Here is a 25,929-nt window from a genome sequence, read left to right as displayed (position 1 = left end):
CATTACTCCTAAGCTTGTTAAACAATTCCTGTACGGCCGTACTATTTATTATAATCAAGCATTAAAAGATGCTTATAATAGAGTCCTTTTTAATTTCCCTCGATTTTTATATTTTTTAATAATTCTAAAGCTTCATCTTCGTCATTAACCTTCATAAATTCTTCAGCCATGGTTCCCTGAATGAACAAGTCCACAAGGGTCTGCAAAATTTTTACTTGATATTTGCCTGTTTTAAAACCCAAAACAAAAACTATCCTTGTCTTAAGGTGTAAATCTCTGGTTCCCATTTGTACAAAGGGAATTCCTTCCTTTGTTCTTGCAACTGCTATAAACGGTTTAACAACATAATCGGGATCAGTATGGGGTACGGCAATATCATATATGGGACCTGGCAACCCCTTTTTTCAGTTTAAGCAATGCCATACCTACCCGGTTTCCTCCGGCACTTGGCTTAGAATGAACCAAAGCCATATCATATCCCCATATCACTGTGCGGCTATCCCAACTATATTGATCGAGCATTGCTTGTACATAACTTTGATTAATGTAACCTTCTTTTAACAACGGCATAGATGCAATTTCTATAGCCTGCTTCCAATCTATAACCTGTTCTGTTATTTGTATATGGTTATCTGTTATAAAACCTGATAAATTGGGGGTTTCGTTTTCCTCTGCAGAAACGTCCTCCGCACCTAATTCATCAAATAGATATTTCTTTATATCTGCTTTCAGTTTTTTTCTGTCCTTTATTTCAGAGCTTTCATCGATTATTTCTAATATTCTATCTACGTTCAGTACAACTGAACTGCTGCCATATACTTCTCTCGTAACCATATTTCTGAGCTTGTTTTTCCCGTTTTGCGTTAATGGAAGATTAACCACGAAAAGCTTTTTGCTGAGCAGCCTTGATATCATTTAATATTGTATTTTTGCTTACCTTTAAGGCACTAATAAAATGCTGGAGTGATAATTCCTCTTCTTTACTGATAATAAAAAGTATTATAAGCCTAATTCTTTCCTCTTTACTGAAATAATAATTTTTGACTTTGATACTGCTTATCTTTCCCATGAGCTCATTACATCTTTCATGATTAATTGCGAAAAATCCTTCACTATCATTTACTATCAAATTAAATCCTTCTGACATTAAATATTCATCTATCTTTTCTATACAATATCTGAGCTGTCTCTTTGTAAAATTATATTTTGATTCCAGTTCCAAGATGCTTAGGCTTCCATTAGTACAAATATCTTCAATGATACTTATCATTGTTGAATCTATTTGCATACAAATCACTCCTTTAGTTTTATTATAACTTAGACATTTAACAATGTCTTCTCCAATTCATCCCAATCTTTGTTGTTTTCAGAACATTCACTGTACTGAAACTTTATGCTAAATCAAGTAAATAGAATAATTATCAGATTAGTCCTATTGTATACGTAACAATACTGTTTAGTTAAAAAATTGCCATTTAGCTTCCTAACCGCTGTAGGCAGTAGCGCATAATTATAAAAAATTATAAGGCCAAGGAGGGAACAAGATATAGGATATACGAAAAATTTTAAAAGGAAAATATAGAATATAAAGTAAATACAGATAATGAATGGATAAAATTTGGATATTAAAATCATTTGATCTGAAGAATATGATACGGCTATTATAAAATAGCCGTAATGTTAGAGGAATACTAATAGAAAAACTATATAATGATAAGATAGTAACTCATAATTTATTAACCATGAATTCGAAGAAACCTGCAATGAACTAAATTAGGTCTTCAAACTATTGGTATATTTTCTTTGTTTGATTTTAAATAGAAGCATTTATTATACTTTGGAATTCCTATTATTTTAATTCATATGCAATAGTTGTCATTAAAGTCATCTCGGCCTGTGTTGTATCCATCCTGCTATGCTGCACTATTATGGGTTCGTCACTCTCTATTTTTATCGAATAAGGAATATTTACAGGAATTTTATTCCCTTTGTTGTCCATGATCTTATCCAATCTTATATGGTTAGTCCTTTTGGCACCACAGACAGCTTTAAAATTTTCCATAGGATTCCTGTCTTCAAAATAGATACTCAAATTTATATTTGCATCTTTCTCTCCTAAATTTAGCACACATACCGCCTCATGGCTTTTAAGGTTTCCACTGCTTTTTAAAGGTAAAAATCCATCTGGAATAATCCAAACTTTAGAACCTAAATTATTCATATAATTTTTCCTCCTTCTTAACTTATGTTAGCAGAATACCCTTTGATGTTTGCCCTTCTCTTGCCTAATGACGAGTTGAAAAAACTACAAGAAGAAGAGGATTTTACTAAGAGATTAGTCTTAATGGAGGAGCTTAAATCTTATCCTTTCGGAGATATCTGGAACTACCATTGCCATATAAATAATGTACCAATTCAAGATGAATGGTATGGTATAGTTAAAAAATATGAAAAAGAGGAATTATTAAAAAGAATCTAAAACGAATTCGGGAACAAATAAAAGGGCTTCCATCAAATAAGAGGCCCCTTTTGAAACTCACTTTAGATTATAAAAAAATTATTTTAAAGTTATTTTATCAGTAGATCTGTCAAACATAGTAATTAATATAATGGATAGGATAACAAAAAATACTCCTGTAAAAATTTTCATGTTCAACATTTCTTTAAAAACCAATACTCCTAAAATCATGCTGGTAATTGGTTCAAAAGTACTGAGAATAGAAGCTTGCTGATCTCCTATAATTTTTACTCCTATTTGAAATAAAGTAGTTGCACCTGTGGAAATAAGAATGGAAAAAACAATAGTTAGTATCCAGCCTGACGGTTTAATATTAAATGTTAATTTATTTGTAGCAAAAGAAAATAAAAATAGTTCGATTGATGAAATAAGCGACAAATAAAAAGCAAGTTTAAAGGCCGGTAGTTCTTCGATATTGCTTTTGTCAAGATAAACTATATAAAAAGCATATGTAATTCCTGAAGTAAGTGCAAAAATTATGCCGATAATATTTCCCGATTGATCCGGAGTATAAAACAGCATGATCCCTATGGTACAAAGGATAGCGCATATATATTTAACAGGCTTAATCTTTTCACGAAATATTATAACATCCATCAGTATAACAATAGTGGGATATATAAAGTGAATCGTTGTAGCCGTAAATGATGAAATATAGTTGTAAGAAGACATAAGCAAAATCGAAGTTCCCGAAAATCCGAGAGACAAAATAAAGACTTTTAAAATTTGTCTTGGATTTATGTATATATTGTCCGAAAATCTTTTCATTAATAAAAATAAAATTGGTAATGAAAATACAAACCGGTTAAACGCAAGGTTTACCGGATTTCCTCCACATAAATATATTTTTTTAGCCATTAACGGCATGCATCCAAACAAAATAGCCGAAATGGCTACACATACAATTCCTCGAAAACGCGTCATCAGATCAGCTCCTTAAGCTACACTCAGGCATTGCCCACCCTCCAATGTTAGCACTTATCTTACAGCACTGTCAAGGACAGAGTGTTTATAAAATTTTATACTTGCAAAATATAATCTTAATTATTTTTAATTACTTTTTTTAAGTCATAAATATCAGAACGCCTGTTTTTTAAACTTGGAACCTGCTTTCTTATGTTTTCAAGGTAATCAAGATCTATTTCTGACGTTACAACACATGGCTTATCCATAGCTTTTGCAATCACGTTTCCCCACGGGTCTACGATTAACGTTTTTCCGTATGCTTGATATGACGGTTTAATTCCTATTTGAGCAGGTGCTACTATATAACATGTGTTTTCTATTGCTCTTGCTCTTAATAGAGGTTCCCAATGATCCTTTCCGGTATTCATTAAAAAGCAGGCCGGTGCAAAGATTATTTGTGCTCCGTTTAATGCCATGATTCTGTACATTTCAGGAAACCTTATATCATAGCATATTGAAAATCCTAAATTGCCGTATTCCGTTTCAATGGTTACTATTTCACTCCCAGGTGTTTTGTTATCGGATTCTCTGAAAGAAGGTCCTTCTTTTATGTCAACATCAAACATGTGTAGTTTTCTGTACTTGCAAATTATTTCACCTTTCGGATTAATAAATACCGTTGTATTGTAAGGTCTGCCCGTTTTACTATCTTCACTAATACTGCCGCAGTGGATATATATATTGTACTTAACTGCTTGTTCAGCCAACAAATTTGTTGTATATCCCGGAATCGTTTCCGATTCTTTTTCGACTCCGACATAATTCATATTTTCAGGCATTGCTACTATTTTGGCTTTTCTTTCTGCCGCTTCTTCAATTAATGTTATTACGTTTCTCAAATTCTGTTTCTTATTATCATTCGAATTCAATTGAAGTGCGGCAATGATGAATTTTCTCATTTTGAATCACCTCATATTATATTTAAATAAATAGAAGACTCAAATAATTGATAAATATTTTAACATATGCTATATTTATTATACAATATTATAAAATACGGTTACAGAGTTAACTAAGAGAAAGGCATGATTAGTAATGTCACAAAAAGTCACCCTAAAAAGTATAGCTAAAAAGGCCAACGTTTCCATTAGTGCAGTTTCCTTAGTGTTAAATAATAAACCTTGCCGAATATCAAAAGAAAAAAGAGAAGAAATAATTAAAATAGCAAAGAAAAGTAATTACAGACCTAATTTAATTGCAAGAAGCCTTGTTACTAATATATCAAAAATTTTAGGATTAATTGTTCCCGACTTAGAAAATCTATTTTTTTCGTCTCTTACTAAAGGCATTGAAAGCAATTGTAAAAAGGATGGCTACTCTTTGATGATTATAAATACAAATGATAGTTATCATGAAGATTGTAAGGCGATATCTTTGCTTAGTTCAAGAAAGGTAGATGGCCTTTTTATAGTATTAGGTCAAGAAAGTTATAGGCATAAAAAAAAGATAAAAGAATTATTAGCAAATTTAAATATTCCTTTTGTATTAGTAGATAGAAATTTAGATAATTTTGAATGTAATCAAGTTTTTTATGATAATGAATTGGGTGCTTATAAGGCTGTTTCCTATTTAATACAAAATGGTCATTCTAAAATAGGCTGCATAAAAGGACCGGATAAAGTAAATAATTCTATTTTAAGATTTAAAGGATACTGTCATGCCCTAAAAGAAAACAACATAAAAATAAATAAAAAATACATTGTTGATGGTGATTTCAGATATTTAGGAGGATTCAATGCAACTAAAGCGCTCATGAATGAAGACATTACAGCTATCTTTGTAAGCAATGATATGATGGCACTTGGCTGTATGAATTATCTAATTCAGCATAAAATCAGTATTCCGAAGGAAATTTCAATCATTAGCTATGATAATGTATTATATCGTTATTTATTAGGAAATGAAATTACTTCAGTTGCCCAAGATATCCCTGTTTTAGCTAAGAAAGCTTATGATTTATTAAAAGAAAATTTGAATAACGTTACAAAAAATCAAATAATAAGTTTATCTCCTGTTTTAATTGAAAAAAACAGTGTACAAAAATTAAGATAAGAACAGCCTGCGGGCCTATATCCTGTAAACGGCCCTCTATAAACATTTCTTCTACCCATTTTGAACCATATATTTATTAATTTCATTTAGAGTTGGCATTCCTGTTTGGGCTCCAATATATTGAACAGATAATGATGCACCTGTTGTTGCAAATTTAACTGCATAGTCCAATTCCTTCTGCGATGCAATACAGCAGGCAAATAATCCGTTAAATGTATCTCCGGCCCCTGTGGTATCATTAACATTCACCTTTAAAGATTCCGATGTTGCTACAATTTCTTCCTTAACATAGGAAGCTCCGATTCTACCTCTTGTAACAATCAACCTGGTATTAGGATGGCTCATCTGCCAACAGACCATTGCTTTCTCCAGGGATTTATCATCATTAAATTCTGAACCATACATATATTCAAATTCCGTTTCATTAGGAGTGATATAATCAACTGAATCTATCAGCTCATTAGGTAAATTACGATAAGGAGCCGGATTCAAAATTACTTTAGTATTACTGCTTTTTGCTTCTTTTATAGCGTAAACAACAGTATCTATTGGAATTTCCAGCTGCAATAATAGCACTTTTGAATCTCGTATAAGATTTGTCTGTTCTTTAATTTTTTGAACATCGCAATAGCTATTGGCTCCGGCAACAGTAACAATTGCGTTATCATATCTGGTTTTAAAAATTGAAGCAACACCGGTTGAAATTCCTTCCATAATATTAACTCCGGAGATATCTAATCTTTCTTTTTTTAGCTGTTTTAACAATACAGTGCCAAAAAAATCATTTCCTACACATCCGATTAATGATACTCCATCTATCACTCTGGATGCACATACCCCTTGATTGGCTCCCTTTCCTCCTAAAAAATAAGAAATATTTTGCCCACAAATCGTCTCTCCGATTTTAGGTAAATGTTCGATATCAATTACTAAATCCATATTTAGGCTTCCTAAAATAACAATATTATTCATAGCATTCTCCTTGTATTATATAATGATAAAACGTTTTATCATTATATATGGTAACATATAAAGAAATCGTTGTCAAGCCAACAATAAGGGATTAATAATAAAGGATATTTAGATTCTAATAATAAACAAGTTAGGTTCTATATTTCCCTAACTTGTTTATAAGTTTGTACACAATATTAATTTAATTATATTTTACCCTTTATAAAACTTCTCCATTTGTTTCAATTACTTTTTTGTACCAGTCAAAACTGTTTTTCTTTATACGTCTCCCTGAGCCATTTCCATAATCATCTAAGTCGACATAAATAAACCCGTATCGTTTACTCATCTCGCTTGAAGAACAACTCACGATATCAAGGGGTGCCCATGCATAATAGCCTCTCAAATCTACTCCATCTTTTATTGCTTCCTTCATTTGTTCTATATGTTTTCGATAATAATCAGGGCGGTAGGTGTCTCGCACTTCTTCGTTTTCAAGTTTGTCATATAGCCCTATCCCATTTTCGGTAATATAAATGGGGCATTGGTACCTATCATAGAATTCATTTAATAAAATTCTTAATCCCAAAGGATCAATTGACCACCCCCATGGGTTGGCAGGTAAATCCGGATTTCTAAAAACTTCATTTCCATTTTCATAACTTTCTTTGCTGCATAACATCGTATAATAATATGAGAAAGAGAGGAAATCGCAATGATTTCTAAGAATCTCTTCATCCTCTTTTGTGATGACAATATTTATATTATTGTCGCTAAAATAATGATAGGCATATCCCGGAACAAACCCTTTCAATAAAACGTCTCCATACAAATACTCCATCTGATTATGCTTCATCGCAGCAAAAACATCTTCAGGTTTACCTGACGCCGGATAGGCCGGACCTCCGGAAAACATCATCCCGATCTTCACATCAGGATAATTATCATGGGAGTACTTTGTAATGTGAGCACAGGAAATCATTTCATTAAACACTGCTTGATATTTTGCTTCAATAACATTTTCAACTGCATCTTCGGCAACGCCGAGATGATTAAATGACTCATGCTTAATCAGATTAATCTGATTCACAATTATCCAATGTTTTACCCGGTCATGATACCTGTCTAAAAGGACCTTCCCATATTTTGAAAAAAAATCAATCACTTCTTTTGAATACCAACCTTTATATTTTAAAGTTAAGTTTAACGGCATTTCGTAGTGGGACATGGTAATCATGGGAATCATTCCGTTTTTAATAATTTCATCGATTAAATTGTCATAGAACTTCAGTCCTTTTTCATTCGGCTCCTTGTCATCTCCATTAGGAAAAATTCTAGCCCAATTGATAGATGTTCTATAGGATTTTAAGCCCAATCCGTCCTTCCCCAGTAATTTCAGATCCTCTTTATAGGTATGATAAAAATCAATGCCAGTACGTTTAGGAAATATTCTATTTTTGCTTTTTAATGCTTCTAAAACATATTTTCTTGTCATTTCTTTATTGTATTTCTTCTCAATTGATATATCATCCCTGAATTCATTGATATCCGATACACATAATCCCTTCCTATCTTCAAGGTAAGCACCCTCCATTTGATTGGCGGCAAATGCGCCTCCCCACAAGAATTCCTTTGGAAAACCTTCCGGTATTTTTTTCATTTTATCCTCCGTTTTCTCTAAATAATAATTTTAGAAATTCATATATTTTATTTTTCTAAAACTTTTAATCGTTGATCTAAACTTTTAGCAATGTTAATAAGTTGTTTAGCAATATTGATCTCACTGTAAATTGTCATCAAGGTATCCTGTGCATGTGTGAACAATAATGAACTTTCAGATGCCGTTCCACGAATTTCATCTTGAATTGCATCGGTTTGAACTTTGTGCGCTTCGGTAATCTTCACTTGAGCAAGTTCCATTTCTTTTTCCGCAGTTTCAAAATCAAATATAGAAACCGCAATAAGCGCTTTTTCTACTCTTGTCCTTGCATCTCCGGCATGAAGAATAATCTGCATTGCATTCTGAACCATTTCTTCATTCATTTTATCTGCTCCTATCTTGATTTATTCTTGTATACTTGCTTGTTCGTTTTTATATTCTTGTTTTTCATATACTTTAAAGAAAGGATACCAAATTAACGCTGACACAAAAACAGACAAAATTAAAAATAAAATTGCTTTAATTGACCTTGTCGAAATCCAGGTTCCAATTGGATACGGCATATACCATAGTTCAAATTGAATCCTTGGTATTGGAGCAAAAGCAATAACCTTACAAAAGAACCATGTGAGAAGAGATATAACTATTCCCTGCAACCACATAGGTAACATTAATAATGGATTCCATGCAATACATCCGAATACTACGGGTTCGTTGATATTAAAAATACTTGATCCGATACATACTCTCCCTAATGCTTTTAATTTTTTTACTTTTGAACGCATTAACATGATTACAAGAGGTAAGGTACACGCAACTCCGCCTACCCACATATAAGTAACATAAATAGTTCCTTCCGTATACAAATTCATATTAGCTACTGTAGCTGTCCCGGCAGCTACCATTGCAAGATTTGCCGCAATACTTGCCATTTTAACCGGTTGAGTCACAGGAGTAAGTGTCCAGCCTGAAATTCCCATGGAATAAATAAAACACTCAAAGAAATTTATGAACATAAAACCGTACCAAGTATTCAAAACATTTTGCAACGGCATAAACAGATTAGAAATCAAATTGTATAAATTAATATTTTTAACTTGTACAACAAGCCACCCCAAACATACGACTATAAAAATCGGAAGCATTTGATCAAACCATACTCTTACAAATTCTGGTATTGGCGAATCTTCTTTAAAAAACGAAAACTTGCCAAATGCACCAAATATTAATGATGTAATAATACCGGTAACAATTGCGACAAACATGCCTCCGGCGCCAAGGGCAGATGAATCAAAACCTACAGTCCCTTCTTTAACAATAACCGGCGTAGTACAGATCAAGAAAAATATTAATCCGGTCAAACCAGCGATTAATCTCTGCTTACGTAATTTCTTTTTCTCGCAATAATTGAACGGTACAAGAAATGCTACAAACAAAGATAATTTTCCCATAGTCCATCCGAAAGGCGTCCAAAAGCTGGGAAGATTCGGAAAATAATCATTAAGGATTGCCAATACGCAAAATACCGAACCAAGCAAAATAAAAGGCAATATCTGCATAATTGAATCTTTTAATATTGTAACCCAACTAAAATGGCTTATTTTATTCAACTTCGGTGCAAATGAATTTTCTAACCAATTTATTAACTTATTCATCCCTTTTCCTCCTTTATTTTTTAATTTTTATTAAATAACGATAAAATATGATCCAGTGCCTTATCTCCGTCTAAAGTCGAATAGTACTCCGGTTTCATTAAAGCAACTTTAACAGGGAATTCTTCTTCATATTCTTTGATTTCATCAATCATGCACTCTAAATGAGGACCGACAAAGATCAAATCACAATCGTCAATATAATTTCCTATTTCGGAATCACTTCTTGCATTAACTTGAATATCAATTCCTCTGACTTTTGCCGCTTTTCTGATATTTACTGCCATAAATCCGGAACTGGCTCCAGAACCGCATACCAACAAAACTCTTATTTTTTTCATGTTTTCCTCCTTCTGATCTTTAACCATCTATGTTATTTGTTCATATTAACTTCTCTTAATTTATAGAATATTCAATTGTATTTCCCATAACAAGTATTTCTATTTCCCAAGGGTAGGAAATAAATATATTTGTTATGTCAAATTATTTTATATATACTGAGATATAATAAAAAAATAGTAGGGGCTGTCGAATATGGAGGAAAATAAAAAAAGGTTATTAGCACATCTTCTTAAAACAAATGATTGGGTTACTTCTGACGAACTATCCATATTACTGTCTGTTTCTACAAGAACTGTAAGGAATTATATCAAACAACTAAATACAACTTACAAAGGGTACGAGCTAATATTCTCTTCCTCCAGAGGATATAAAATTAACAAAAAAAATTACTATTTAATATTAAATAACAATGATAAATACAACACTGTAGAAACGCCTCAGCAAAGGATAAATTTTATTAGAAATAAATTAATAACCCATCCTAAAGGTTATAACTTGTTTGTACTTAGTTCAGATCTTTTTGTCAGCGAAGAAACTATTTTAGCTGATATAAATAGTTTGCAGGCATTTTTTAAAAATTTTAGTATAGTAATTAAAAAAAATAATTCAATGGATTTTTATCTGTCTGGACTTGAAAGAGATAAAAGAAAGATGATAAGATACATTGTAAACAATGAAAGTTCGGAAAATTTCACTCCGACGAAAGCTCTTGCTATGTTTTCTATGGAATTAAACAGTACTGAATACAATAATATAAGAAACTCAATTCACAAGATTCTAAACAAAAATAATCTATTTGTCAACGATTATGCCTTAAACAATATAACACTCCATTTGATAGTTATGGTTCAAAGAATCAGGCAAGGATTAAATATTGCTGAAGATATTCAAATGGAAAAAATTCAAAACACTAAGGAAGCTAAAGTTGCAGATGAAATCAAAAAGTATTTAAATAATTCTTACGGTATTACAATGAATGAATCCGAATTTTATTATTTAACACTAACCATTTCAAGCTACACTTCGGAAATAAATTATTCTTTAGTGAATTCACACAATATACAGGATTTCATTGAAGGTAAATATATAGATATAGCAAAGCAAGCTATTGAAAAAGTAAAAGAGGTCTTTTCATTTGATATTTTTGACGATGAATTTCTGCCTAAATTTACAATACATATCCGTAATTTGATGATACGAACATATAACGGTATGTATACAAAAAATCCTTTAACTGCAAAGATTAAAGAGGCATACCCTTTAATATACGAAATTGCAGTCTTTATTGCATTGGAATTACAGCGATATGAAGATGTTTATATATCTGAAGATGAAATAGCCTTTATTGCAATACACATTGGTGCTGAAATAGAGAAAAATAACAGCTTTAATAAAAAAGTTACGGCTGTATTTGTATACTTAGATTATTATGATACTCATCTAAAGGCTTATAATAAAATTAGAAAAATCTTTGAAAATAGTTTAGAAATAATCAATATGGTTTCTATAAACAATTTCTGTTTAAAAGAAATTAAAACCGATATGATAATTTCATGTGTACCAATAATATCCGATGATGATAATGTAATAGTAGTTTCACCATTTATAAGTGATGAAGATGTAAGTAATATAAATTCTAAACTAACTATGATAAAAAGAGCAAAGAAGCAAAAAAAATTGAGGGGTATTTGAAATCTTTATTCGGCAGTACTTTATTTAAAAGAAATTATTATTTAAAGGATGAACATTTAATGATTAAAAATTTGACAAATGAAGTCATTGCCTTGAAATATGCAAATCCTGAGTTCTATGAAGAGGTAGAGCAAAGAGAAAAAATGTCACCTACATCCTTTAATAATTTAGTAGCTGTGCCGCACTCTTTAAAGCATAATGCTTATAAATCCTTTATATCCATGGTAATCAACGAAAAACCCATGAAGTGGGGAAATCAATATGTTAATATCATTGTACTTATAGGAATAAGTGAGACCGATCGTTCCACCTTTAGAGATGTCTTTGATATTTTAATTGAAGTATTATCAGAACCTAAAAATGTACAGAAATTAATAAATTGCAATGATTATGATGAATTCTTAGCTACAATTACAAATATGATAGAAATATAGAAGTTTGGTATCAAAATCCCATACGGCTCTGTTCCTTATATGAATACAAAAATAACTTTGCTATCTTATGAAAATCTTAGTAAATTCTTATGTTAAAATTCATAATTGTGGAAACTTATTCTGGTATAATATACTTAGCTATGGCAGAAAGGAGCGTTATTCCATGAACGATAAAATTCTTGTCGTTGATGACGAATATGAGATTGCGGACTTAATAGAAGTCTATTTGAAAAATGAAAATTATGTTGTTTACAAGTTCTATTCTGCTAAAGATGCTTTAACCTGCATTGAAACAGAAGAACTTGACCTTGCCATTCTGGATATTATGATGCCGAACATAAGTGGGTTTTCCCTTTGCCGGAAAATTCGCGAACAATATACTTTCCCGGTGATTATGTTGACTGCCAAAGATGAGGAAACAGATAAAATTACAGGCTTAACTTTAGGGGCTGACGATTATATTACAAAGCCCTTTCGCCCTCTTGAACTGGTTGCCAGAGTAAAGGCACAGTTGCGCCGGTACAAAAAATACAATTCCTTCAAAGAGGGAACTGATATAAGTCCGATTCTTTCCTATTTTGGCTTGGAAGTAAATATAAAGACCTATGAATGCCTGCTAAATGAAGAGCCTATTTCGTTGACCCCTACGGAATTTTCCATACTTCGTATTTTGCTTGAACGCAAAGGAACCGTAGTAAGCGCCGAAGAATTATTTCATGAGATATGGCATGATGAATATTACAGCAAAAGCAATAACACAATCACTGTTCATATCCGGCATTTGCGTGAAAAAATGGGGGATACCGTAGACGAACCCAAATATATTAAAACGATATGGGGAGTGGGGTATAAAATTGGTTAAGAAAAATCATCCGATAGAAAATAAATTACGGCTCCGGCTGTATATTACTCTGTTAGTCTATACTCTGGTTGGTTATGCCTTAGTCATGATAACCGACTATGGGTTTAATCAGTCTTCAAATCCGTTTTTTAGGTGGTTTCATTTGAGAATTGACTTGGTCTATTTTTTGTATCTGATTATTGGTTTTTGCTGCATCTTCTATTACTATTGGAAAAAGCCCTGGGGATATTTACAGGAAATTATAAATGCTACCCAAACTGTGTATCAGCAAAACGATAGTACCATAGAGCTATCCGAACCCCTTAAGAACATAGAAAAACAAATGAACCAAATTAAAATGTCTGTCCTGTTAAGTCAGCAGGCGGTAAAAGAAACAGAGAACAAAAAGAATGAATTAGTGATGTATCTGGCTCATGATATTAGGACACCGTTGACCTCCATTATCGGTTATTTAAGTTTACTTGATGAATCACCCGATATTCCGGTTGAACAAAAGGCAAAATATGTAGGTATTGCACTAAAAAAGGCACAACGGTTGGAAAAGCTCATCAATGAATTTTTTGAAATTACACGATACAATGCGCAACAAATCAAGATAACCAAAGAGAATGTAGACTTATACTATATGCTCGTACAGTTGATCGATGAATTTTATCCCATATTGTCTGCCAAGGGAAATTATGCTACTCTCCATGCAGATGAAAATTTGACAGTCTATGCAGACTCAGAAAAGTTAGCCAGAGTGTTCAACAACATTCTGAAAAACGCTGTTGTATATAGTTATCCTAATACGGAAATTATTATTTCCGCAAAAGTGAACAAAAATAAAATCGTTATTACATTTGAAAACCATGGACAGACGATCCCTTCTGATCAACTATCTGCTATTTTTGAGAAATTCAATCGTTTAGATGAAGCCCGCAAATCAGATACAGGGGGAGCGGGACTTGGCTTGTCTATTGCAGAAGAAATAGTCCATTTACACGGGGGAGAAATTTCCGCTCATAGTGAAAATGATACCGTCACGTTTACCGTGTCACTGCCAACTATGACTTAGGAAAACATTAATTCGATGTTAGGATTTTCTTAGGAATTTATTCGGTTCATCTTAAAGTTTCAAACGCTCTTGCTCAGTACAATATGTATTGAACAAGGGCGTTTGCTTTTGTAATAGAAGAAAAGGAGAAATGACATGGAACTGACGATTGAACACCTTAGCAAACAGTTTAAGGATAAAACCGCCGTTGATGATGTCTGCCTGAGCCTTACGCCGGGTGTATGGGGCCTGATTGGTGCCAACGGGGCCGGTAAAACTACGTTGATGCTGATGATTGCAGACATTATGAAACCGACCAGCGGTAGAGTCCTTTATGATGGAAAAAATATTCATACTATGGGGGAAGAATACAGAAATCTATTTGGATTTTTGCCGCAAGAATTTGGCTTCTTTCATGATTTTACTGTTAAAGATTATTTGGAATATGTTGCTGCCCTTAAGGACGTACCGACAAAAACAACAAGAAAAAAAATTGATAGTCTATTGGATACCCTCACCCTTTCTGATGCAAAAAACAAAAAAATCGTAAAACTATCCGGGGGAATGAGGCGCCGGGTTGGAATTGCACAAGCGGTGTTGAACGACCCCAAAATCCTTGTTATGGATGAACCGACTGCCGGCCTTGACCCAGGCGAGCGGGTTCGCTTCCGCAATTTCATTTCGGAATTTTCCCATAGCCGCATTGTTCTCATATCGACCCATATTGTATCTGACATTGAGTACATCGCCACCCAAAATGCTATTATGAAAGCCGGTAAAATTCTTGATGTCGGCACAACGGACGAATTAGTGAAGCAAGTCGTGGGAAAAGTCTGGACTTGCATAGTGCCTGCCGACAAACTGCCGATGTATGAAATGCAGTTGCGTATTATCAACCAGCGCGGCGAGGACAACAATCAAGTATCCATTCGCTATTTGGCCGATGAACCAAAAGTAAGCAACTCGGTTATGGCTTCCCCGCGCTTAGAAGATTTGTATTTGTGGTTATTCCCACAAGATGATATTGGAAAGGAGGAAAAATAACATATGCGTATCTATTGGCTGGAAATGAAACGTGTGTTGAAATCACGCCGCATTATGATTCTATTGCTTATTACTTTAGTAATGGCTGCGGCAATGGCTTGGCTTCCCGTAATGTTTGAATCCATCAATTATCAAGACGATAACGGGAAAATTGTTGAATTAAATGGTTTGAAGGCGATTGCCTATAAAAAATCGATTCGTTCCGTCCATAATGGTAAAGTCACGCCCGAAAAGCTCAAAGCTGCCTTAAAAACATATCAAAGCACTGTTTCCCAATATGGAGACGTTGACAGTGAAAATTTTCCGTTTGATGTCTATACGGAAAAGATTTCTCCAATCAGCGTACTTTTAGGAAGAGGAGTGCGAGAAGCGTTTGCTGACCCCAAAACCGGTATGGCGGCAGATTTAAAGGATATTTCTCCGGACGAATTTAATCGCTTTTATGAGCAAACTGTGCAGCACCTAAAAGATTACATGCAATTAGAGCAAAAGGGATCAGTTGCACAAGAGAAGGCCGTGAAAAAATACGCAGAGGTAAAAACACCTTTTCAGTTATATGCCGGATATTCAAGGGATGCCTTTGATTACATTGAATTTTTCATTTTTGTATGTGTCATTCTTTGTACCGCTATTGCCGCACCTACATTTTCAAGTGAATATCAGACAGGCTCTGACAGTATTTTGCGTTGCACAAAGCATGGGCGTTTCCGGTTGGCAATTATGAAAGTAGCGGCCGCTTTAACGATTTTTGTTGTAACTTTCGTTGTATGTATCCTTTTACATTTACTCATTTCCGATCTTGCCTTTGGGACGGAGTGCATGAAAACATCCATACAAATGTTATTCTCTACTATCAGCCTCCCGGCTCTTAATCTCGGACAACTGCAAGTTGTTATAGCGGTCGGCGGCTTACTTTCTTTACTTGCAACGGTCAGCTTCACATTATTTCTGTCAGCTAAATGCAAAGACTCGCTGACTGTAATCCTGATTGCCTTTGTATCGTGTTTGCTTCCCATATTTGCGTATTCAGCCGTGGGTGAAAACTGGATTAGTTCTATTTTGCCATCAGCAGGAGTTGGCATGAGGAATAATCTGTTATATCAGCTGACTGACCTTAACTACTTGCATATTGGCCAAATTAGCCTTTGGACGCCTGATGTCATACTGGTATCCGCAGCAGTTGAAATTCCAATTTTCCTTTTGATGGCTGTACACGCCTATTGCAAGCATCAAGCTTAAACGGCAGTTTTGAAACAAAATTTAAAGCTATCATTTGTTTTTTGCTTATACAACAGCAAACGGCGGCATAAAGAGGTTGCCGCCGTAACTTTTCCCATTAAGTTAAAAATATATTTAATTTTATTAGATGAGACATGATGATGCCATACTATATACTATTCTTACAAATCTTTCCATGCCTCGTCCTCCTCAGGTTTCAGCCAATCCTTTGCAAGGCTCTTTTCACTTACTAATGTAAATTCATCTATTTTTATAGGTTGATCATTTATTCCATATTTGTACTTTACATAGCTTATATAATCAGCTATTTCCTTTAATAACTTTGGAGGCAATGTATCAATTTCTTTCATATTGAACACTCTTTTCTGCTATTATTATATCATAAATTTTATATTTTCTATCAAAATCTCCATGTCTATGATGCCGTTCACCATATCATTGTACTGATAGTTTTTATACAATTTTATATATTGTCATATGCTTTCAACTATTTGCCTTACTCATCAATAGAATTCATCAGAGTAGCAAAATAATCATAATCTATATTTCCATCTGTAACTTTAAAATATTTTTCTGTCCTTACGTATTTCATCTCGGTTATGTTGTCTTTTTTATTTTCAGTTATGGAAAGTACATCCTCATGAATCCACAGCCAATTATCCTCCATTACGGAAACGGCTAAAGATTCACCGGTAGTACTGTTCTTTAAAAAGATGGTATAAAGGAACCAAGCATTGGGACCATCTTTGTATTCCGTTCCCTGAAGGCTGTTAAATTTATTCAGTATTTCATCAATCTTGTCAGCATCGTTTTCCGTTTTATGAAAATCATCAGCCCAAAAAACAATCTGATCAAAATCTTTAGCTTTAGAAGTCTCCAAATATTCCTTTAATACCAATTCCTCAAAAGTCCCTTTCCTTTTATAATTAATGCTAAATAAGATTACGACTAATAATATGATTGTTAAAGGAAATGATCGTTGCATATACGAATACTATTTTTGATAATGATATGGTTGAAATGACAAAAGAAGAAAGGGCTTTACGTATACAGGCTTTTATTTTCAACGTGGGAAGACTCCTTAGCGCTGAAAAAGGAAGTCTTACGGATATTATGCAGATGTTTGATAAAAAAAATGAAAACAGCAATAAATAATGGAAAAATTCTTTTAAAAATGGAACAAGCAAAAACTCCGCATTTTATGCAGATGCACTCAGGAGAAATTGATATTTCACAGCTTGGGGCCTTTGCAGAACAAAACGGCAATGTTGATGAATTCCAGGTACTTGAATTTCTCAACATTGATGGCGCACAGATTATAATTGGAAAAAACTCACTTGCAAATAGTGTTCAGGATAACGGCTTATGTACACAGAGTGAAAAATTCGATTATCTCCTTGACCTTGACGGGAAAGTTATAAAAGTATCCCCTGGAGAAATCTACATTCCCATATCCTACATGAAAGATGGCAGTGCAAAAGTGGGAGAGCAGGTTGTTATATGCGGAAAAGAATTTACTGTTGCAGGATTTCTCCGGGATTCACAGATGAATTCGTTACTTGCCTCATCAAAAAGGTTCCTCGTAAACAAAAATGCAAGAAATAGGAATATAATATATGGGGACAACAGGCTAAGTAGAAATGGATAAATTACCCTTAAAGACTGTACGGAAAGTCGGTTTAATGCATTATTATATAAATATGTTTCTGTACAGTCTCTCAGGGTTTAACAAGTTAGTTCATGGCACTAATATTTTATTTATATATTAAACTACCCTCTTTATTTCATCATATAAATTTTTAACTATATTTAAATCCGTAAGGCCAGTTTTCTTATCCACAGCAGAACTGTAGACATGAGGTATTATCTTTTCACACTTTGCTTCCACACACACTCTGACTATCTCATAAATATTTGACAGATCTATTCCTCCTGTCGGTTCAATCACAGGGATTCCATTTCTGACGCAAGCTTTCGCCACTTCTTTTAGTTCTTTAATATGTTTAAGCCCATGAATGTTATAAAATTTGACGGATTTTATTTTGCAGTCTTTCAACATCAGTAAAGCATCATCTATGTCTACAACAATGTTATTTTTACTGCTGAAAGGTCCAGTTGAAATTATTACTTTGCCAACTGTTCCTGTAGGACTGATAAGAGCATTTACTAAAGTATTATTTGCTCCGGAACCTTCTAACAATCCTTGAGTATACCCTGCCGTGGGGAAAACCTGATTAACATGACCGGAATCCGTTTCTTTGGCTATTTCTGCCGCCATTTCCCATTGATTGGGGTTTCCATTCCCCAATCCTACGGAAACAGCAGAAACATACTTAAGCATTTCATTTACATATTTAACTCCATCTTCTACCTTATCAAACCTATCGGAAAGTACTCCGATAATTTCATGTCCTTCTAAAGTATCATTGATATCGGAGGCATTTTTTACATCTCTTGCTAATAAATTTAATGCAATCTTGTCTTTATAAAATTTTATCTTACCTTTCATTTATTTCTTTCCTTCTTTCCCTATTTTACCGATTCCTATAAATCTGTTTAATATTATCTTTTCCTCTCCTTCATTAAGGGGCCGTGGGTCTATATAAATTATTCCTATATTTGAATAATGGTTTCTCGTAAATATGGAAGGGTCTCCGTTCTTTAAATATTTGATTACTTCTTCTGCACTCATATTTAATTTTTCTCGTATTACGGAAATTTTAAGTCTGTATATTTCCCTTCCTGATTCATCTTTTTCTATAACAGATGAAAAACCCTCTATTTTATTTATTTCATCCATTAACCATTCCATCTTTTCTTTTTGTTTTTGAGCTTTTGCCTTATGGTCGTCGGTGAAGTAAATTTCCACAGCCTTAATCAATCCTGCAATACATTCTTTACTTACTTTCATTACTCTGCCTATACCTTTATATTGAAGTTTGCAGTTTTCAATTAAATCTTCTCTCCCTGCAATGAACCCTGATGTAGGTCCGGCTAAAGCCTTTCCCCCACTGTAGATAACTAAATCTGCCCCCTTCTGTAAATAGATTTTCAAATTTTCTTCCGCGGCTCCGTCTACTATAACGGGTATATTATGTTTTTTACCTATATTTATCATATCTTCTAAGGACACCATCCCTTTTTGAACACAGTGATGAGATTTAATATACAAAAGGGCTTTTGTATTTTCATTAATATTATTCTCTATATTGTATTTCTCTACTTTATTGGCTTGTCCGACTTCTATCGGATTTCCTCCCCCTAATTTTATCATTTGGACTATAGGTGCCCCAAAATTTACAACATGACCTTTCTGTATAATTATATTTTTTTTATCACTTTCAAATATGGGTAATTTTTCTATCCTGTCCAAATCCCCTTCTGTTAATATTGCTGCCACAGATATGGCTATTCCTGCCGCTGCACCTACCGTTACGCATACGTCCTCCGCTCCTATATAGCGGGCAATTATTTCTCCTGCCTTATTAATCAGTTCTTCCATTTCAACAAAATTGTCGGAAGCTTCTCTCATATAATCGGATACCCTTCTGTCAAGAGTAGAACATCCCAAAACAGTCATCTTACCGCTTGCATTTATTATATCTTTTAGTCCCATATCTTTGTAAATACTCATATAATTTCTCCTCTCTTTTTTAGTCTATTAAACAGGTATCGGGAAGAAACTTGCCAATATCATTGCCCCTAATATTGCTCCTCCGGCAATGGGCTTGTCTATTTTATAAAAAATAGCCCCTCCTATAAAAGCCCCTATACCCGCAGGAATACTGTAAGATATTGAAGATATTATAATAAGAGGGCCTAAATATCTTCCCGTTGCATTTCCGGCTCCAATCATTATATCTGTCCCCGAAGAGGATATTCCTTTAGGCATCAATTTTCTTATACCAATCACTATTATTCCTATGGCTAATCCTATCAATCCTCCGGTAATCAAAGCCAGTCCAAAATTGTCAATAGGTCCTCTTATACCGGAAGCCAGCATTAGAGCTGGAATTCCTATACCAACACCTGTTAATAAGGAACCTCCAATATCCAATACTCCAACCAACGGACCCTCTAATATTCTTGCTATCAAAAATCCTGTTGAAAAGGCCGCCGCTGCTGCATAATCACCTTTTTGAAGGCCTTCATCAAGCATTTGGACTATATATATTTCATTAAAGGCCCCAACTCCATGAGTAACATACATATGAGTGCCGGCAAAAATAGCTGCGGCGGCTAAAGCCACTAACAACGGAAAAGTCGAATCTTTTAACAAAAAACTTCTGAATTTACTCATAAAACTATTATTAGCTTTTTCCATATCATTTCCCCTCCTTTAAAATATTCCTACCAGTTTATCAAAAAATCCTCTGAAATACGCTATTACAACAAAAAGAACCGTAACAACTCCTATCATAATCTTAACGGATTTATTATACCCGCCTGATTCCACTGATTGCCCTATCAATATCCCAAGGACCAATCCCGGTACCGCATTTCCCATAATCATATGGGAAAATCCCCCGAGAATTGTAGCCCATATTCCTGTAATCTTGCCTGAATCCAATGCAGCCAACCAAAATATTATAGGCATTATGGGATTAATCATCAGATCCGATGCTGGTCCGAGAATATTTTTCGCCGTTACTGCCGCTACTTTAGGTATAACCGAAGCTATGGTATTCATGAATAAAACCGTTACTGCTCCGATTACCGAACCGGAAATAAACATTTTAGCCGGATCTTCTAAAGTTTCTTTCACCGATTTATTTTTCAATAAAAGTACTCCTGCCGCCCAGTTCGGAATTATTCTGTGAAATACATCTTGAGTCAAGGCTCCTGCACCTACTGCCGAGGCCGCGGCATTAAAAAAGAAGCCGAGGCCGAAGGAAAAGTGGGTAACTGCATCTCCTTTACAAGCATTTAATTCCCCCAACGTTCTGAAAGCGCCCATAGATTGAATTTCCGGTGCATAGAACATTCTTGAAGCACCTGCAGCTATTGCTCCGCCGCCGACTGCTCCGATAATAATGGATTTAATTATTATTCCTATCATCTTTTAACCTCCTCAACATTGAATATATTTTATTTTTACAACTATTTCTGCCGTAACCTCACAGTTATTCTTTTCCCTCGGCATAAACAGTCCTAAAAACTTCTCGGTATAAGAATGTTTCTTAACTTCCAATTCATAGACATTTAAAGGTTCCATATAAATAATAAGGCCTTCCACTTCACTGTAAACTTTCTTCCTCAATATAGAAAATATATTTCCGTAAGCCGTTTTTATGGAATTTCCCTGAGCAGTTATGGTTAAATTTTTTTCAACCTCCTTCATACACTGTCTTTTCTCCATATTTATTACTCCTTTTTATTATGGATTTTGATATATTCTTCCGCTAATTTCTGTCCCAGCTCCTCCCTATCCATAAAACCAAAACCTAAAACTTCATATCCTTCCTTTATAGCCGTAACTCCCGCTTCTATACTTCTGAGATGGTGAATTGCCTTAAAGCCGTATTTATTTGAAGCCATCAAGGCTCCTGCTCCACCGCTTCCGCAAAAGCTGATACCGAAATCTGCATTATTTTCCTTCATTACGTCTCCGACTTTCATATCAGCACCCATTCCCGGAATACAGATAGCCTTTCCTCCTGAAGCTTCTACCCCTTTAGCTACTTTTTGTCCTTTTCCAAGTCTATCTCCGATTACAACCACTACTTGTTTCCCCATATTTTTAACCTCCTCCATAAATATCTTTAGTAATTTTTATCTGTAAAAATAAAGTTTAATCTTTACTTGCCGTTTGTATATAAATAGCTATCAATATTATTTCCTCTTTGTTATAATCAGCGCCGTATTTTTTAAACAGAGGCTTTATAAGGTCAGACGCTAAATCCATATTTTCTTTCTTTATTTGAGATAATACTGAACTTGAATCTGCGTCTGTAACCAATTCTTTGTTTTTCAACCGCCTTACAAAGCTGACCATATGAGAATAAAATCCTATTTTCAGTTGATCATTAAAGTAAATACCTTTGGTATTCAGAACTTTCTCCATACCTTTAATTATATTTTCCATTTCTTTGTATTCGTCGTCATTAATGTTTAGCTTTTCTCTTAGTTCGTCTAATATTTCCATAACAGCGGCCTCCTAATTTTTCCCTGATTCAATTAAAACTCCGTTTTTTAATACATAATCAATATCTATACCTTTTGAAGTCTTCAACAAATTTTTTTCCGAATCCACATAAGTCCTTTCTTTTTGTTCTATCCTAAATAAGGTTAAATCAGCTTTAAATCCGACTTTTAAACTTCCCACCTTATCTAATCCTAAATGTCTTGCAGGAACATAAGTAACTTTATAAATACAATCTTCTATAGTCATTCCCATGCCGATAAGTTTATTTATTGTCTGCTCCAAACTAAAAACCGGACCATTATAGTTATCTTTATAAATATCTGTACTTATTAAATCAGGATAAAATTTCTCATCAAAGGCTTTTCTGAAAACGTTGAAATTAAAACTTGAAGTGCCGTGGCCTACATCAAATAAAACGCCTCTGTCTCGTGCTCTTAAAAATGATGGCCTTATCTTATCGTTTTCCAATATTCCCTTTGGTTTGCCGTGGAAGGTATGAGTAACTATATCTCCTTTTTCCAGCAAATTTAAAACATCATCTATATCAGGAGGACGATTCCCTATATGGACTAAAAGAGGAATACCAAGCTCCTTTGACACCTTTTTTGCCAATTCTACAGGCTTTATTCCCAATTCTCCTACACAGCTGGCACTGGCTCTTACCTTTATTCCCTTTATAAAATCCTTATTTTTGTAATAAACGTCTTTCACCATATCTAAATCTATATTGGATAAATCCGCTATCTCATATCTTTCTTTTTCCAACCCGGTCTTTGCAATATTTAAGAAAGCGTATACGTCCGTTATATTTTTCAATATAACGTTTTGGCGAAAATCATCAAAATTGACCGGGCCCTGACTTCCCGCATCGAACAAAGAAGTAACCCCATTATATACTCCTACGGTATCGGCTTTTATTCCAAGGCTTGTCTTCTCAGGATATACATGAGTATGAATATCTATGAACCCGGGAGAAAGATTATATCCTTTTCCATCGATTAACTTCATATTTGAAAGATACGGTATATCATCTTCAATAGAATTAATTATACCGTTTTTTATGAGAACATCCTTTTTTACGTATCTGTATTTCTCCGATAAATCCAACAGCTTTGCTCCTTTTATTAAAACCTGTTTATAATCCAATTTCTTACCTCCTCTATTCAAAATATTTAACAATGGAAATAATTTCATTTTCCGGAATAAATATATTATATTTATCAGCTATTTTATTTATATAATGCGATACAACTTTATATATCTTTCCTTCCTTCTCTGTCATGATATCTTTGGAGAAATCATCATAGTTTTTCCCCTTTTTACTGTTCCAACGAGGTATAGCCATTATTAAGTGTATAGCCAAGCCCCAAATTTTCGAGTAACTTTCTTCACCTTTTAAATATTCCTTTAATTCTTCCAACATTTCTCCTATATCTGCCATAATCAAGGCTATATTTTCAGACGATTTATTTAAACTGAAATTATTGAAAACCTTATCTCCGGAGGAATGATTTATTATAAATTCCATTACATAACCTAATTCATCTCTTAACTTATATTGATCTTCACAATCAACATATTTATTCACTACGCTCATTAAAGAATCCAGCAGGTAATCGTCTTCCGTAAACATATAAGGCATGACTCTGTAGTCTTCCCCGTATATACGGCTTCTGATTCTCGAAATATCTTTCTCTGTAATAATTGGATTGACTTCTATTACAGGTACCTTTATATCCGATGCCGGGAAAGTACTTATAATAAAATCTATGTTTTCTAAAGGAACATTACCATCCTCCAAATCAAAAATAGAAACCGTATCTTTAACAACCAATTCTGGCATATCTCTTTTTAATTTAGCTTTTAATACTTTTGCTGTTCCCTTTCCCGTGGTACATACCAGCAGTACATTTCTCGTCATATTTTCTTTGTTGAATTCTCCGTGAGCAGCAATATGCAAAGTAATATATCCTATTTCATCATCTGTTAGAGTAATACCAGTACTTCTTTTAAATATAGGGGCAATCTCTTCAGTCAAAGTATAATATTTTCTGTAATTTTCTTTAATCTGTTCCAGCAGAGGATTTTCGTTAGGGATATTCAGTTCTATTTTTTTGAGGGTCAATTTTAAGTGGGACAATAAATCAACCTTTAAACTTTCCAAACTCTTTTGCGGAAGTACCAATTTATTTTTTAAATAATTTATCATATTATTGACCGCGTCGATTAAATCATCATTGGAGTCATAGATATTTTTATTATTAAAATAATTCATTTTAAGGTTAGCCGATATAAGGTGAAAAGTTATATTTGCTATTTCCGCTTCCGGAATTGAAATATTATACGTTTTCTCTAAATTTAATGATATTTCTTTTGCCAATTTATATTCCTTGTAACTTTGAAGCAGGTTTATTCTTTCGGCGGACAATTTAATTTCCTGATTGCTTAATAGTCTGTCCACCGCGATGGCAATATGAACTATCAGGGAAATATACGAACTGTCAGGTATATAAAAATCATAAATTTTTTTGCTTGAACTTATTGCATCTTTTATATCTTCGATATTAATATTATGAGCCAAATTCAAATCTTTCTTAATGTCATTAAGGTCTATCTGCCTCGAAGAACTTATCTCATTTAATATATCTATCAATTCAAATCTGTCAAAATCCGATAGCAAAATTTGGCTGATAAGTTTTCTGATATCTTTTTCATCTCCTTCAAGTACATATCCTATACCGGGTTTCCCTTCCACAAAAACTCCCTTTCTGCTTAACATCTCCCTGACTTCCCTCATGTCTTCCAGTAAAGTCGTCTTGCTCACTCCGGTTTTCTCACAAAGATATTCGCTATTAACAGGAGATAAACTTTTCAATAGTTCTTTAATAACTATCTTCTTTCTCTCATCCTTAGAAAAAAATTTAACATAAGGGTCTGTGCCGTGAAGTTTTATTCTTATATTTTCTCTTTCCTTATCGGTAACGTTTAACCACATACCTGTCCCATGTTTTCTCACAAAGTTAAACTTTCCTTCATAAAGCCATTTCTCGACAATTTCAATATCATAGCGGACAGTTCTGATACTTACGTTGTATTTAAAAGAAAGAGCTTTTGCCGTAACAGGATTCCTCGATTTGACTAAGTCCATTATTATAGCACTTTGCCTTTCATTTAAAACATACATAACCTTTTCTCCCTTTCTATGGTGCAATATGTTTACTATTTATAATTTTCATGCGTTACATGTATTTCTGTATATTATAATATATCAAAGCTATGTGTTTATAAAGATTGCTTTTCTTCACATCAGATGGTGCAATTTTGTTATAGCATTTA

General features: G+C 33.7%; 32 protein-coding genes. 10 read left to right on the top strand and 22 right to left on the bottom strand.

Annotated elements, in window-relative coordinates; genetic code table 11:
* Positions 1-89: 89 nt before the first annotated feature.
* From EQM13_RS18810 to EQM13_RS02265, 4 genes are all read right to left on the bottom strand, one after another.
* Entirely contained in the window at positions 90-395 is a 306-nt protein-coding gene (locus EQM13_RS18810; RefSeq protein WP_114218363.1) for a PTS sugar transporter subunit IIA, read from the bottom strand.
* Complete coding sequence (locus EQM13_RS18805; protein ID WP_161567154.1) at positions 376-834, bottom strand: PTS sugar transporter subunit IIA; 459 nt, start codon at positions 832-834, stop codon at positions 376-378. Before EQM13_RS18805 ends, EQM13_RS18810 begins: the two co-directional genes overlap by 20 nt.
* Positions 835-874: 40 nt before the next feature.
* Complete coding sequence (locus EQM13_RS02270) at positions 875-1,288, bottom strand: hypothetical protein (protein ID WP_114218365.1); 414 nt, start codon at positions 1,286-1,288, stop codon at positions 875-877.
* Between the two features lie 561 nt (positions 1,289-1,849).
* Entirely contained in the window at positions 1,850-2,221 is a 372-nt protein-coding gene (locus EQM13_RS02265) for a sensory rhodopsin transducer (RefSeq protein ID WP_071139820.1), read from the bottom strand.
* 24 nt (positions 2,222-2,245) lie between these two features.
* On the opposite strand from EQM13_RS02265, the gene EQM13_RS02260 reads away from it, so the two are divergent.
* A complete protein-coding gene (locus tag EQM13_RS02260) occupies positions 2,246-2,479 on the top strand; it encodes an L-rhamnose isomerase (protein WP_240662984.1) in 234 nt (77 codons plus the stop codon).
* Between the two features lie 78 nt (positions 2,480-2,557).
* Here the strand turns inward: EQM13_RS02260 and EQM13_RS02255 are convergent, their stop codons facing one another.
* Together EQM13_RS02255 and EQM13_RS02250 are read right to left on the bottom strand one after the other, a co-directional pair.
* The gene (locus EQM13_RS02255; protein ID WP_114218366.1) at positions 2,558-3,442 is read right to left on the bottom strand and encodes a DMT family transporter; all 885 of its coding nucleotides are present in this window, start codon (positions 3,440-3,442) and stop codon (positions 2,558-2,560) included.
* 116 nt (positions 3,443-3,558) lie between these two features.
* Complete coding sequence (locus EQM13_RS02250; RefSeq protein WP_128751842.1) at positions 3,559-4,383, bottom strand: carbon-nitrogen hydrolase family protein; 825 nt, start codon at positions 4,381-4,383, stop codon at positions 3,559-3,561.
* A 136-nt stretch (positions 4,384-4,519) separates the two neighbouring features.
* On the opposite strand from EQM13_RS02250, the gene EQM13_RS02245 reads away from it, so the two are divergent.
* The gene (locus tag EQM13_RS02245; protein WP_128751841.1) at positions 4,520-5,536 is read left to right on the top strand and encodes a LacI family DNA-binding transcriptional regulator; all 1,017 of its coding nucleotides are present in this window, start codon (positions 4,520-4,522) and stop codon (positions 5,534-5,536) included.
* Between the two features lie 51 nt (positions 5,537-5,587).
* Here the strand turns inward: EQM13_RS02245 and EQM13_RS02240 are convergent, their stop codons facing one another.
* From EQM13_RS02240 to EQM13_RS02220, 5 genes are all read right to left on the bottom strand, one after another.
* Positions 5,588-6,508: a ribokinase gene (locus tag EQM13_RS02240; protein WP_128751840.1), complete on the bottom strand. Its 921-nt coding sequence runs from the start codon at positions 6,506-6,508 to the stop codon at positions 5,588-5,590.
* Between the two features lie 199 nt (positions 6,509-6,707).
* Positions 6,708-8,147, bottom strand: coding sequence for a glycoside hydrolase family 1 protein (locus EQM13_RS02235; RefSeq protein WP_128751839.1), 1,440 nt, complete (start codon positions 8,145-8,147; stop codon positions 6,708-6,710).
* Positions 8,148-8,194: 47 nt separating this feature from the next.
* Positions 8,195-8,530: a PTS lactose/cellobiose transporter subunit IIA gene (locus EQM13_RS02230; RefSeq protein WP_071139827.1), complete on the bottom strand. Its 336-nt coding sequence runs from the start codon at positions 8,528-8,530 to the stop codon at positions 8,195-8,197.
* 21 nt (positions 8,531-8,551) lie between these two features.
* The gene (locus EQM13_RS02225) at positions 8,552-9,802 is read right to left on the bottom strand and encodes a PTS sugar transporter subunit IIC (protein WP_128751838.1); all 1,251 of its coding nucleotides are present in this window, start codon (positions 9,800-9,802) and stop codon (positions 8,552-8,554) included.
* Between the two features lie 20 nt (positions 9,803-9,822).
* Positions 9,823-10,140, bottom strand: coding sequence for a PTS sugar transporter subunit IIB (locus EQM13_RS02220; RefSeq protein WP_128751837.1), 318 nt, complete (start codon positions 10,138-10,140; stop codon positions 9,823-9,825).
* A 193-nt stretch (positions 10,141-10,333) separates the two neighbouring features.
* Here EQM13_RS02220 and EQM13_RS02215 point away from each other — a divergent pair, with 193 nt between their 5' ends.
* The 6 genes from EQM13_RS02215 (at position 10,334) to EQM13_RS02190 (ending at position 16,448) form a co-directional block, all read left to right on the top strand.
* Positions 10,334-11,833 (top strand): BglG family transcription antiterminator, encoded by a 1,500-nt coding sequence (locus EQM13_RS02215; RefSeq protein WP_128751836.1) that lies wholly within the window; start codon positions 10,334-10,336, stop codon positions 11,831-11,833.
* Entirely contained in the window at positions 11,830-12,267 is a 438-nt protein-coding gene (locus EQM13_RS02210; RefSeq protein ID WP_161567153.1) for a PTS sugar transporter subunit IIA, read from the top strand. Before EQM13_RS02215 ends, EQM13_RS02210 begins: the two co-directional genes overlap by 4 nt.
* Before the next feature lie 163 nt (positions 12,268-12,430).
* Positions 12,431-13,129, top strand: coding sequence for a VanR-ABDEGLN family response regulator transcription factor (vanR, locus tag EQM13_RS02205; protein WP_128751834.1), 699 nt, complete (start codon positions 12,431-12,433; stop codon positions 13,127-13,129).
* Positions 13,116-14,186, top strand: a complete 1,071-nt coding sequence (locus EQM13_RS02200; RefSeq protein WP_206172981.1) for a sensor histidine kinase — start codon at positions 13,116-13,118, stop codon at positions 14,184-14,186. The genes vanR and EQM13_RS02200 overlap by 14 nt, the downstream gene beginning before the upstream one ends.
* Positions 14,187-14,321: 135 nt before the next feature.
* A complete protein-coding gene (locus EQM13_RS02195) occupies positions 14,322-15,209 on the top strand; it encodes an ABC transporter ATP-binding protein (RefSeq protein WP_114219708.1) in 888 nt (295 codons plus the stop codon).
* Positions 15,210-15,212: 3 nt separating this feature from the next.
* Complete coding sequence (locus EQM13_RS02190) at positions 15,213-16,448, top strand: ABC transporter permease subunit (RefSeq protein WP_128751833.1); 1,236 nt, start codon at positions 15,213-15,215, stop codon at positions 16,446-16,448.
* A 161-nt stretch (positions 16,449-16,609) separates the two neighbouring features.
* On the opposite strand, the gene EQM13_RS02185 is transcribed toward EQM13_RS02190, so the two are convergent.
* Together EQM13_RS02185 and EQM13_RS02180 are read right to left on the bottom strand one after the other, a co-directional pair.
* A complete protein-coding gene (locus EQM13_RS02185) occupies positions 16,610-16,798 on the bottom strand; it encodes a DUF2281 domain-containing protein (RefSeq protein ID WP_128751832.1) in 189 nt (62 codons plus the stop codon).
* Between the two features lie 146 nt (positions 16,799-16,944).
* Positions 16,945-17,346 carry a hypothetical protein gene (locus EQM13_RS02180; RefSeq protein ID WP_128751831.1) on the bottom strand — a complete coding sequence of 134 codons (402 nt, stop codon included), beginning with the start codon at positions 17,344-17,346 and terminating at the stop codon, positions 16,945-16,947.
* 62 nt (positions 17,347-17,408) lie between these two features.
* Here EQM13_RS02180 and EQM13_RS02175 point away from each other — a divergent pair, with 62 nt between their 5' ends.
* The gene (locus EQM13_RS02175) at positions 17,409-17,603 is read left to right on the top strand and encodes a hypothetical protein (protein WP_206172779.1); all 195 of its coding nucleotides are present in this window, start codon (positions 17,409-17,411) and stop codon (positions 17,601-17,603) included.
* Positions 17,584-18,096 carry a hypothetical protein gene (locus tag EQM13_RS02170; protein WP_206172778.1) on the top strand — a complete coding sequence of 171 codons (513 nt, stop codon included), beginning with the start codon at positions 17,584-17,586 and terminating at the stop codon, positions 18,094-18,096. Before EQM13_RS02175 ends, EQM13_RS02170 begins: the two co-directional genes overlap by 20 nt.
* A gap of 117 nt (positions 18,097-18,213) precedes the next feature.
* On the opposite strand, the gene dagF is transcribed toward EQM13_RS02170, so the two are convergent.
* From dagF to EQM13_RS02125, 9 genes are read right to left on the bottom strand one after another with little or no spacing between them, the layout of a single operon-like run.
* A complete protein-coding gene (gene dagF / locus EQM13_RS02165) occupies positions 18,214-18,957 on the bottom strand; it encodes a 2-dehydro-3-deoxy-phosphogluconate aldolase (protein WP_128751829.1) in 744 nt (247 codons plus the stop codon).
* Entirely contained in the window at positions 18,958-20,082 is a 1,125-nt protein-coding gene (locus EQM13_RS02160) for a DgaE family pyridoxal phosphate-dependent ammonia lyase (RefSeq protein ID WP_128751828.1), read from the bottom strand. It abuts the gene before it with no gap.
* Positions 20,083-20,109: 27 nt separating this feature from the next.
* Positions 20,110-20,772 carry a DUF4310 family protein gene (locus EQM13_RS02155; RefSeq protein WP_206172777.1) on the bottom strand — a complete coding sequence of 221 codons (663 nt, stop codon included), beginning with the start codon at positions 20,770-20,772 and terminating at the stop codon, positions 20,110-20,112.
* A gap of 15 nt (positions 20,773-20,787) precedes the next feature.
* Positions 20,788-21,507 carry a DUF4311 domain-containing protein gene (locus EQM13_RS02150; protein WP_128751827.1) on the bottom strand — a complete coding sequence of 240 codons (720 nt, stop codon included), beginning with the start codon at positions 21,505-21,507 and terminating at the stop codon, positions 20,788-20,790.
* A gap of 12 nt (positions 21,508-21,519) precedes the next feature.
* Positions 21,520-21,807: a DUF4312 family protein gene (locus tag EQM13_RS02145; RefSeq protein WP_128751826.1), complete on the bottom strand. Its 288-nt coding sequence runs from the start codon at positions 21,805-21,807 to the stop codon at positions 21,520-21,522.
* A 5-nt stretch (positions 21,808-21,812) separates the two neighbouring features.
* Entirely contained in the window at positions 21,813-22,184 is a 372-nt protein-coding gene (locus EQM13_RS02140; RefSeq protein WP_128751825.1) for an SFCGS family glycine-rich protein, read from the bottom strand.
* Between the two features lie 55 nt (positions 22,185-22,239).
* A complete protein-coding gene (locus EQM13_RS02135) occupies positions 22,240-22,593 on the bottom strand; it encodes a PRD domain-containing protein (RefSeq protein ID WP_128751824.1) in 354 nt (117 codons plus the stop codon).
* A gap of 12 nt (positions 22,594-22,605) precedes the next feature.
* The gene (locus tag EQM13_RS02130) at positions 22,606-23,739 is read right to left on the bottom strand and encodes an amidohydrolase/deacetylase family metallohydrolase (protein WP_161567151.1); all 1,134 of its coding nucleotides are present in this window, start codon (positions 23,737-23,739) and stop codon (positions 22,606-22,608) included.
* A gap of 13 nt (positions 23,740-23,752) precedes the next feature.
* Positions 23,753-25,777 carry a BglG family transcription antiterminator gene (locus tag EQM13_RS02125; protein ID WP_128751822.1) on the bottom strand — a complete coding sequence of 675 codons (2,025 nt, stop codon included), beginning with the start codon at positions 25,775-25,777 and terminating at the stop codon, positions 23,753-23,755.
* Between the last annotated feature and the right edge of the window lie 152 nt (positions 25,778-25,929).

The organism is Acidilutibacter cellobiosedens (assembly GCF_004103715.1).
Taxonomy (GTDB): Bacteria; Bacillota; Clostridia; order Tissierellales; family Acidilutibacteraceae; genus Acidilutibacter; species Acidilutibacter cellobiosedens.
The sequence above is the reverse complement of the archived record's forward strand: the minus strand, read 5'-3'. Positions and strand labels throughout refer to the sequence as shown.